The following is an 8,451-nucleotide window of genomic DNA, read 5'->3' as shown; positions in this document are numbered from 1 at the left end:
CCCTATGTGCGCTCGATCAATGACTATATGCGTGAGTACATCGAGGCACGTGGCGTCGGCATTACGCGCATGGCGTCGTTCGAACATATGAATGACAACGAGGTGGCGCGGATAGACGCGGCCTCGTTGCGAGCCGCCGTCGAGCGCCTTGCACGGAACCCTGACGTTGAAGCTGTGTTTGTGTCATGCACGAGCTTGCGTATCGCCGAGCTGATTCCAGAACTTGAGGCGAGGATCGGCAAGCCGGTGATATCCAGCAACTTCGCGATGGCCTGGCACGCGTTGCGGCTAGCCGGCGTGGACGACCGGGAACCTCATCTTGGAAGCTTGTTTGGGCTGTGATACGTTGTCCCCGAACACGCATAAATAGATAATCAGCAATTCTGAGCACATGAGCCGCACGCCACTCATGGCTCCGTGCTCTCGCCATGCTTTTTGTGCTGCGACGCCAGCCGCTCCTGCTGAGCGGGGGGTGCCGGATCGTAGTGGCTGAGCTGGATGTTGTAGTTGCCATGACCGCCCGCGATGGCGTTCAGACGCGACTGATAGTCGTTGAGTTCGGACAGCGGCACCTTTCCCGCGACGACCACGGTGTTGCCGGCGGCCGTGCGTGTGCCATGGACCTGCCCACGCTTGGCGGACAGGTCGCCAATGATGTCGCCCATCGCCGCTTCCGGCGTCATCACCTCGATGTCCACAATAGGTTCAAGCACGATTGGCTGGGCTTTCAGCACAGCATCGATGAAGGCCTTGCGTCCAGCCGTGACGAATGCGACTTCCTTTGAGTCGACTGAATGACTCTTGCCATCGAAGACGGTGACGCGTACGTCCTGCATCGGGAAGCCGGCAAGCGGTCCGTTCGCGATGACCTGGAGGACGCCCTTTTCCACAGCAGGAATGAACTGTCCGGGGATGGCGCCGCCTTTCACGGCATCGACGAATTCGAAACCGGCACCTCGCGGCAGTGGCTCCACGCGCAGCATCACTTCGCCGAATTGCCCGGCGCCGCCAGTTTGCTTCTTGTGACGATAATGCCCTTCGGCCTTGGCGCCGATCGTTTCCCGATAAGCGATCTTCGGTGGCCGCGTCACGACCTCGAGCTTGTACTGCTCGGACAGCCGCTCCAGCATGTGACGCAGGTGCAGCTCGCCCAAGCCTCGCACCACCGTCTCGTTGGTGCCGACCGGGTGTTCGATGCGCAGGCACGGGTCTTCCGCCGTCAACTTTTGCAGAATCTCCCAGAGGCGCTGCTCGTTGCCCGGGCGTGCCGGCTCGATCGCCAGGCCGTAGATGGACGTAGGAAAGTCGAGCGGGGTCAGGTGGATGTTGCCGTCGTCGGGCGCGTCATGCAGCACGGCATCGAAACCGATTTCGTCGACCTTGGCGGTGGCGCAGATATCGCCTGGACCTGCCTGGCTGACATCCATGTGCTCTTTGCCCTGAAGCATGAACAGATGCGCGACCTTGAACGGCTGGCGAGCATCGCCAATATAGAGCTGGCTGTCGCGCCTGATCGTCCCCTGATGAATGCGAAACACGGCCATCTTGCCGATGTACGGGTCCATCACGATCTTGAAGGCGTGGGCCAGCACATGCTTGTCGGCGATCGGCTCGGCGCGCACGACTTCCCGGCGGCCGCCGGCATCGCGGTAGAAGAGCGGCGGGTTGCCTTCCATGGGGTTGGGCAGGAGCCGGACGAACACGTCGAGCAACTCCGCGATGCCGGCGCCGTTAGCCGCCGACGTGAAGCAGATCGGCACCAGGTGACCCTCACGCAGCGCCTGCTCAAAGGGCGCGTGCAACTGTTCCGGGCTGATAGCTTCGCCTTGCTCCAGGTAGAGCTCCATCAAGACCGGGTCGATCTCGATCACTTGATCGACCAGCGCATTGTGCGCTGCCGAAACCGACAAGAAATCGGCGTCGCCAGCGGGGTTGAAAAAGCAATCCACTACTTGGCCGCCGCGCTGCGCCGGCAGGTTGATCGGCAGGCAACTCGTGCCGAAGGTCTCCTGAATTTGCGTCAGAAGGCCCGGAAGATCGACCTTTTCTCCATCGATCCCGTTCACGATGATCATTCTGCAGAGCTTGCGCGCGTCCGCCCACGCCATCATGCGCCGGGTGGTCATTTCGATGCCGGTCTGCGCATTGATGACGACGGCGGCAGTCTCCACGGCGGGCAGGGCGCTGATCGACGGCCCGGAAAAGTCCGGATAGCCGGGCGTGTCCAGCAGATAGATACGTGTATCCCGGTAATGCAGATGGGTGACGGCGGAATTCAGCGAGTGGTGATATTTGCGCTCGAGCGGGTCGAAATCGCAGACCGTGGTACCGCGCTCCACGCTGCCGGGCACGTGGAGGGCGCCGCCTTGATGCAGCAGCGCTTCAATGAGCGAGGTCTTGCCGCACCCGGCGTGCCCGACCAGGGCGATGGTGCGGATAGCATCGGGGCTGTAGCGCATGGCCGCCCTCGTCCAGTCGTGGATGTGGGGCCATTATTGGCGAAAACGGACCCGTATGCCATATGGGGTAATCGCCCGTTTGTCTTTCAGATCGCAGCCAGTCCGCCGACGATAAACAGCGTGATCAGCGCGTGCACCACGAGCACTGCATCGGCTATTTCGACCGGTTTTTCTGCGATGCCCCGACGCGCGTCGCACCTTTGGCTAAAGTTTTCCCGATTCTTGTCGTCATACAGAGCGCTACCTATTAGACCGGAGACCGCAATGAAGTCGGTAAGTGCAGAAATCGACATGGTGGAAAAGACGCTGAATGAGCTCGTTCGACGTCCACGCTTGATTCGCAGCAGCTATTGGTCTACGCAGATCGAGGGTCTTCTGGCGCGCCCAGGACTCCGGGTTCAAGACAAAGCACGGCTAGCCGCTCTGCACAATTTGATCAGCGGCGTAGCGCCAAGCGGGGAGATATCCCGGGATTTGCGAGCCGACGCGTTGACTGCGGGGTGAGCAGGGGCAGGTGCTGCCGGTGAGCTGAATCGATCGGCTCCGACTTAGTTCGTTCGCACGAACTCAATCGGCGTGGGAGAGTGCACGAATGCATCAAGCAAAGAAAAAAGGACTTAGCTCGTGAGAGCTAAGTCCTTGATTTTCCTACTGCTGTCTTGGTCGGGGCGACAAGATTTGAACTTGCGACCCCCTGCACCCCATGCAGGTACGCTACCAGGCTGCGCTACGCCCCGAAAGAAGGAGGAGTATATCAGAGACTCTTAAATTTTAGAACCTGGAGACTCAACTTCGAAGCAAAAGCCCGTCAGTTTCACTCTTCCATCGCGCAAATGGCGTTCATTCCGCCAAGGCGCGGATGCTGGGACAAACCTCTGCGGTTAGGTTGGCACTACGGCCTGCAGTCCGGTGGCCCACAACCTCAATACCGCAACTCCGACTGCGTGTACTCGGATGTATGAATAGTCACCGATGGCTCGACCGTGCTTCGATTCCTCGCGCGAAACCTCAAAGCCATCACAGCGGCAACCACGCAAGGAATTGCGTAAGCTACTGCGCGCTCGCCACAAGCCGACAACGACGATAGATCGATGTATCGCTCACGATCGGTCGTGGTGGCTGAAGCAAAAACGAAAGTCAGCGTGAAGTCCAGCAGCATCGCCAGGCAACAAAAGCCAATGAAAATCAGCGCGCCGTTAAACGCCGGCGTGCGGCGCCCGGTGTTCAGCGTGTTGCAGACAAACACAAACGCCCCCAACAGCACGAAATTGAGGATCAACGGAAACCAGGGGAAATTCATCACACGCCGCTTGGTAGTCTTGGTAGTGGAAGGAAAAGAGCCGTCAATCGTCAGTTCCGGAGAGTCGAACGATCCGAACGAGAGAATCGGCGCGATCTTCACACGAGCGGTAATGTGATTTGAATACGATTTATCCTAGTTTTCCAGGCGCGGGCGAAGATACGCCCGAGCGGCGCGGCGCGATTGGCCGTGGCATGGAGCCATCGACGGAATCATCTGCGGCGAGTGCTGCGGAAACGAAATCGATGAAGGTACGCACTTTGGTCGTCATGTATTTGCGGCTCGTGTAGACGGCGTACACCTGCGGCGCAAACGTCTTGTACTCGGGGAAAAGGCGCGTCAGCGCGCCTGAGGCCAGATCCTGCGCCACGATCCATTCGGGGAAGTAGGCGAGACCAATTCCAGCGCGCACAAGTTGAAGCATCATCGAGCTGTCGTTGGTCTTGAGCACAGCGCTGTTTTTCACCGCGAACACGCCGTCCGGCCCGGAGAACTCGACCGTGTCCACACTGGTATAAGTCGGCAGCACGATCTCATGACATTCGCTGAGTTCACTGGGATGCCGCGGATAACCCCGCCGCTTCAGATAGTCCGGCGAGCCCACCAGCACGAACGGTACTTTGCAGAGCGGTCGCACGATCATCGTAGGGGACGGTTCCGACGTCGCCCGCAACGCCATGTCATAGCCTTCTTCCACCAGATCGACGAAGCGGTTTTCCAGTCGCAGATCGATCAGTACGTCTGGATAACGCGCCCGATACGCAACCAGGATATCGGCGAACTTCGCGGTCGCGAACCAGCCTGGCGCGGTAATCTTGAGCACGCCGCGCGGCTGATCGGTTTGTGACCCGACTGCGGCTTCGGCGGCTTGCAGGATATCCAGGGCTTCCCGGCACTGCTCGTAATAAACCCTACCGGCCTCCGTCAGGCTCAGATGACGCGTGGTCCTGTTCAACAAGCGAACACCCAGCTGCCGTTCGAGATTGGCGACGTGCTTGCTGGTCATCGCCGTGGAAATGTCCAGCCGCTCGGCGGCTTTGACAAAGCTGCCGGCTTCGACAACATCGCGGAATACTCGCAGACTAGTTAATGCGTCCATGACTCGGCGTCCATAGCTCGGCGTCCATAACTCGGCATCCATGACACGAGATCCATGCCACTTTCCTGGCAGGAAACAAAGTGCTCAGTTTAGCGGCGTTTGTCTTCGCGCCGCGCTTGCTCGGGGAGCTTGGGCCATTCGTCGAGTTCATCGTTGAAAAGCGATGCGACCACGCCGCGTAGCCATAGGGTGCGCGGATCGTTGTGAAACTTGCGATGCCAGTGCTGCTTCAGATCGAAGTTCGGCAAGGGCAGCGGCGGTTCGGCCAGCGTGATGCCCGCGTGCTCGGCCACGTACGCGTAGCCGATGGCGTGCGGCACGGTCGCGATCAGGTCAGTGCGCGACAGAATGAACGGCAAGGACATGAAGTGCGGCGTCTCGAGCACGGCGCGGCGGCGGATACGTTTCTTGTCGAGGAAATTCTCGAGGACTTCCTGGCTTCGGCCCTCGGCGCGCACGACCGCGTGGCCGCATTCAACATATTGCTCAAGGGTCAGCGGGCCGCGCGAGTACGGATGATCGCGCCGCATCAGGCAGATGAAGCGATGCGAAAAGAGCCGCTGCTGGAAGAAGTTGTTGCCGGCAAGATCGGGGAAATAACCGATGGCCAGATCGACCTCACCGCTTTCCAGGGCGCGTTCGACCTGATCGTGTTTCAGCGATACAGAGCGCAGGTTAGCCCGCGGTGCGACGCTGGCGAGCGTCTGCAACAGACGCGGCAAGAACACGATTTCACCCACATCCGAAAGCGCGATGGCGAAGGTATCGGTAGTGACGGCGGGATCGAAGTGCTGGGTATCGAGCAATCCACGTTCGATCCGGTTCAGCGCCTCGCGCGCCACGGGCACGAGTGCGAGGGCTCGCGGCGTGGGCTCCATGCCGCGCGATGTCCGCACGAACAACGGATCGTTGAAATACTCGCGCAAGCGGCCAAGCGCGGTGCTGACACGCGGCTGGCTCACGCCAAGCCGCTCGGCTGCGCGGCTCACGTTGCGTGTCTCCTCGATCGCGACCAGATACGGGATCAGGTTCAGATCGAGATCGTGCAGCGCGAGGTCACCGGGTTTCATTGGCATGGTTGAGTTGGCCTCCGCCTAACCACGTCTCGCGACCATCTCGGAGACACGCTGGGCCGCATCCAGCAGCGGGTCGAGAAATGCCTTCACCATCTGTTTCGCGTTCTTGCGCTGCGCGTTGCCGCTGATGTTCAGCGCCGCGATCACGCGTCCCTGCCGGTCGCGGATGGGCGCTGACATCGAAATCAGGCCTTCTTCCAGTTCCTGGTCGACGATCGACCAGCCTTGTTTGCGCACCACCGCCAGCGCAGCTTTCAGCGCGGTTTTATCGGTGAGCGTGCGCGGCGTGCGGGCTTCCAGCGGACTGGCATCGAGCACGGCGTCGAGTTTGTCTTCATCAAGCGCGGCGAGCAGCACGCGTCCGAGCGACGTGCAAAACGCTGGCAAACGGCTGCCGATAGACAGGTTGATCGTGATGATCTTATGCGTGGGCACGCGCAACACGTATACGATTTCCGTGCCGTTCAACACGGCGGCTGAACAACTCTCATGCACCTGGCCCACCAGATCTTCCATCACCGGTTCGGCAAGATTCCAGAATGGCATCGACGTCAGATAGGCAAAACCAAGGTCGAGGATTTTCGCGGTCAGCGTGAAATACCGCCCGTCGGCGTCGACGTAACCGAGCGCCTGAAGCGTCAGCAGAATGCGCCGTGCGCCGGCGCGTGTCAGCCCGGACGCCGCGGCGACCTCCGACAAGGTCTGCGCCGGACGCGTAGCATTGAAGGATCTAATCACCGATAAACCGCGCGCGAACGATTGCACATAAGCATCGCCGGGGCGCGACGGAGATTCCGGATCAGGGTGATCGGCTTCAGCAGGGGACGTGATCATCGTTGTCTGGTCCTTTTGGTCCTATCCGTCACGCAAATTGCGAATGCATTGGTACAAACCCGAGGTTCATTGACAGCGCAACGAATGCGGGAATACCATACGTTTGTTCGCTAAACGAATCGATGTTCGCACAGCGAACTTAAAAATGCAAGCACTGCCGGTTGGAATCAAGTCACCCGGCGCGCTTTGATTCAGTTGCAATGCGGCTTTGGTGCATTCGGCATTCGGCATTCGGCATTCGTCAAAGGAAGAGACGGCATGATCAACAAGATTTTCGACTCGCTGAGTTCAGCGGTGAAGGACGTTCAGGACGGCGCGACCGTGATGATCGGCGGGTTCGGTACGGCGGGCATGCCGTCGGAACTGATTGACGCGCTGATCGAGCAGGGCGCGCGCGAACTGACGATCGTGAACAACAATGCGGGCAATGGCGAGACCGGCCTCGCAGCGCTGTTAAAAGCGAAACGCGTGCGCAAGATCATCTGCTCGTTTCCGCGCCAGAGCGATTCGCAAGTGTTCGACGGTTTGTATCGCGCGGGCGAGCTTGAACTCGAACTCGTGCCGCAAGGCAATCTTGCTGAGCGCATTCGCGCAGCGGGCGCGGGTATCGGCGGGTTTTTCACGCCCACGGCCTACGGCACGAAGCTGGCTGAAGGCAAGGAAACGCGTTTTATCGATGGCCGGCATTACGTGCTCGAAGCGCCGCTGCACGCCGATTTCGCGCTGATCAAGGCGTTCAAGGGCGACCGCTGGGGCAATCTCGTGTATCGCAAGACGGCGCGTAACTTCGGGCCGATCATGGCGATGGCCGCAAAGACGGCCATCGTGCAGGTCTCGCAAGTCGTGCCGCTCGGCGGGCTGGATCCGGAAGACATCGTGACGCCGGGCATCTTCGTGCAGCGTGTGATCGAGGTGCCGCAAGCGGTGCACGCGGCAGAGTTGGCAGCGGCGAAAGCTGCTTGAGCAAGAGCCGCTGCAATGCAAGCAGCGCATGGGGTGATGCTTAGGCCAGCTTCTCAGGCAAGCCTCTTAGCCCAGCCGCAACAACGAATGCATCAAGCAAGGACATCGACATGAAAAAACTGACTCGTGACGAAATGGCGCAACGCGTCGCCCGGGACATTCAGGAAGGCGCGTACGTGAACCTGGGCATCGGCGTACCGACGCTCGTCGCGAACCATCTCGCGGCGGATCGCGAAATCTTCCTGCATAGCGAAAACGGTCTGCTCGGCATGGGTCCGGCGCCGGAGAAGGGCGCGGAAGATGACGAACTGATCAACGCCGGCAAACAACACGTGACGCTGCTCACCGGCGGCGCGTATTTCCACCACGCCGATTCGTTCGCGATGATGCGCGGCGGCCACCTGGACATCTGCGTGCTCGGCGCGTTCCAGGTGTCGGTCAAGGGCGACCTTGCCAACTGGCACACGGGCGGCGACGCCATTCCGGCAGTGGGCGGCGCGATGGACCTGGCGATCGGCGCGAAGAAGACCTTCGTGATGATGGAGCACCTGACCAAGTCGGGCGAGAGCAAGATCGTTCCCGAGTGCACCTACCCGGTCACCGGCCTCGGTTGCGTGAGCCGGATCTACACCGACCTGGCGGTGCTCGAGATCACGCCCGAAGGCGTGAAGGTGATCGATTGCGTCGAAGGCCTGTCGTTCGAAGAATTGCAGCGCCTGA

8 protein-coding genes, 1 tRNA gene and 1 pseudogene are annotated in these 8,451 nt (G+C 60.2%); 3 read left to right on the top strand and 7 right to left on the bottom strand.

Annotation, left to right across the window (positions count from 1 at the left end; genetic code table 11):
• Positions 1-342 (top strand): annotated as a pseudogene (locus JWR14_RS34950) (Asp/Glu racemase); the annotation flags it as partial.
• 65 nt (positions 343-407) lie between these two features.
• Here JWR14_RS34950 and fusA read toward each other — a convergent pair.
• The 7 genes from fusA to JWR14_RS34915 all read right to left on the bottom strand — a co-directional run bounded on the left by fusA (position 408) and on the right by JWR14_RS34915 (position 6,768).
• Positions 408-2,459, bottom strand: a complete 2,052-nt coding sequence (fusA, locus tag JWR14_RS34945) for an elongation factor G (protein WP_299718621.1) — start codon at positions 2,457-2,459, stop codon at positions 408-410.
• Positions 2,460-2,545: 86 nt separating this feature from the next.
• Positions 2,546-2,752, bottom strand: coding sequence for a hypothetical protein (locus JWR14_RS34940; RefSeq protein WP_299718619.1), 207 nt, complete (start codon positions 2,750-2,752; stop codon positions 2,546-2,548).
• Between the two features lie 367 nt (positions 2,753-3,119).
• Positions 3,120-3,196, bottom strand: a tRNA-Pro gene (locus tag JWR14_RS34935).
• Positions 3,197-3,381: 185 nt separating this feature from the next.
• On the bottom strand, positions 3,382-3,759 hold the full coding sequence (locus JWR14_RS34930; RefSeq protein ID WP_299718617.1) for a hypothetical protein: 378 nt from the start codon (positions 3,757-3,759) through the stop codon (positions 3,382-3,384).
• A gap of 130 nt (positions 3,760-3,889) precedes the next feature.
• Positions 3,890-4,858, bottom strand: coding sequence for a LysR family transcriptional regulator (locus JWR14_RS34925; RefSeq protein ID WP_299718615.1), 969 nt, complete (start codon positions 4,856-4,858; stop codon positions 3,890-3,892).
• An 89-nt stretch (positions 4,859-4,947) separates the two neighbouring features.
• On the bottom strand, positions 4,948-5,907 hold the full coding sequence (locus tag JWR14_RS34920; RefSeq protein WP_299718623.1) for a LysR family transcriptional regulator: 960 nt from the start codon (positions 5,905-5,907) through the stop codon (positions 4,948-4,950).
• 45 nt (positions 5,908-5,952) lie between these two features.
• Entirely contained in the window at positions 5,953-6,768 is an 816-nt protein-coding gene (locus tag JWR14_RS34915) for an IclR family transcriptional regulator (protein WP_299718613.1), read from the bottom strand.
• Positions 6,769-7,026: 258 nt separating this feature from the next.
• On the opposite strand from JWR14_RS34915, the gene JWR14_RS34910 reads away from it, so the two are divergent.
• Together JWR14_RS34910 and JWR14_RS34905 are read left to right on the top strand one after the other, a co-directional pair.
• Positions 7,027-7,731 carry a 3-oxoacid CoA-transferase subunit A gene (locus JWR14_RS34910; RefSeq protein WP_089160917.1) on the top strand — a complete coding sequence of 235 codons (705 nt, stop codon included), beginning with the start codon at positions 7,027-7,029 and terminating at the stop codon, positions 7,729-7,731.
• Between the two features lie 110 nt (positions 7,732-7,841).
• A partial coding sequence (locus JWR14_RS34905) for a 3-oxoacid CoA-transferase subunit B (RefSeq protein ID WP_299718610.1) occupies positions 7,842-8,451 on the top strand: 610 nt, incomplete at its 3' end.

Source organism: Caballeronia sp., assembly GCF_028292365.1.
Taxonomy (GTDB): domain Bacteria; phylum Pseudomonadota; class Gammaproteobacteria; order Burkholderiales; family Burkholderiaceae; genus Caballeronia.
This window is presented reverse-complemented; position numbering and strand designations above follow the sequence as displayed.

Bases quoted from the DNA above. Each gene is read 5' to 3' on its own strand.
- fusA (WP_299718621.1), bottom strand. From the start codon at position 2,459: ATGCGCTACAGCCCCGATGCTATCCGCACCATCGCCCTGGTCGGGCAC.
- JWR14_RS34940 (WP_299718619.1), bottom strand. From the start codon at position 2,752: ATGTCGATTTCTGCACTTACCGACTTCATTGCGGTCTCCGGTCTAATA.
- JWR14_RS34930 (WP_299718617.1), bottom strand. From the start codon at position 3,759: ATGAATTTCCCCTGGTTTCCGTTGATCCTCAATTTCGTGCTGTTGGGG.
- JWR14_RS34925 (WP_299718615.1), bottom strand. From the start codon at position 4,858: ATGGACGCATTAACTAGTCTGCGAGTATTCCGCGATGTTGTCGAAGCC.
- JWR14_RS34915 (WP_299718613.1), bottom strand. From the start codon at position 6,768: ATGATCACGTCCCCTGCTGAAGCCGATCACCCTGATCCGGAATCTCCG.
- JWR14_RS34910 (WP_089160917.1), top strand. From the start codon at position 7,027: ATGATCAACAAGATTTTCGACTCGCTGAGTTCAGCGGTGAAGGACGTT.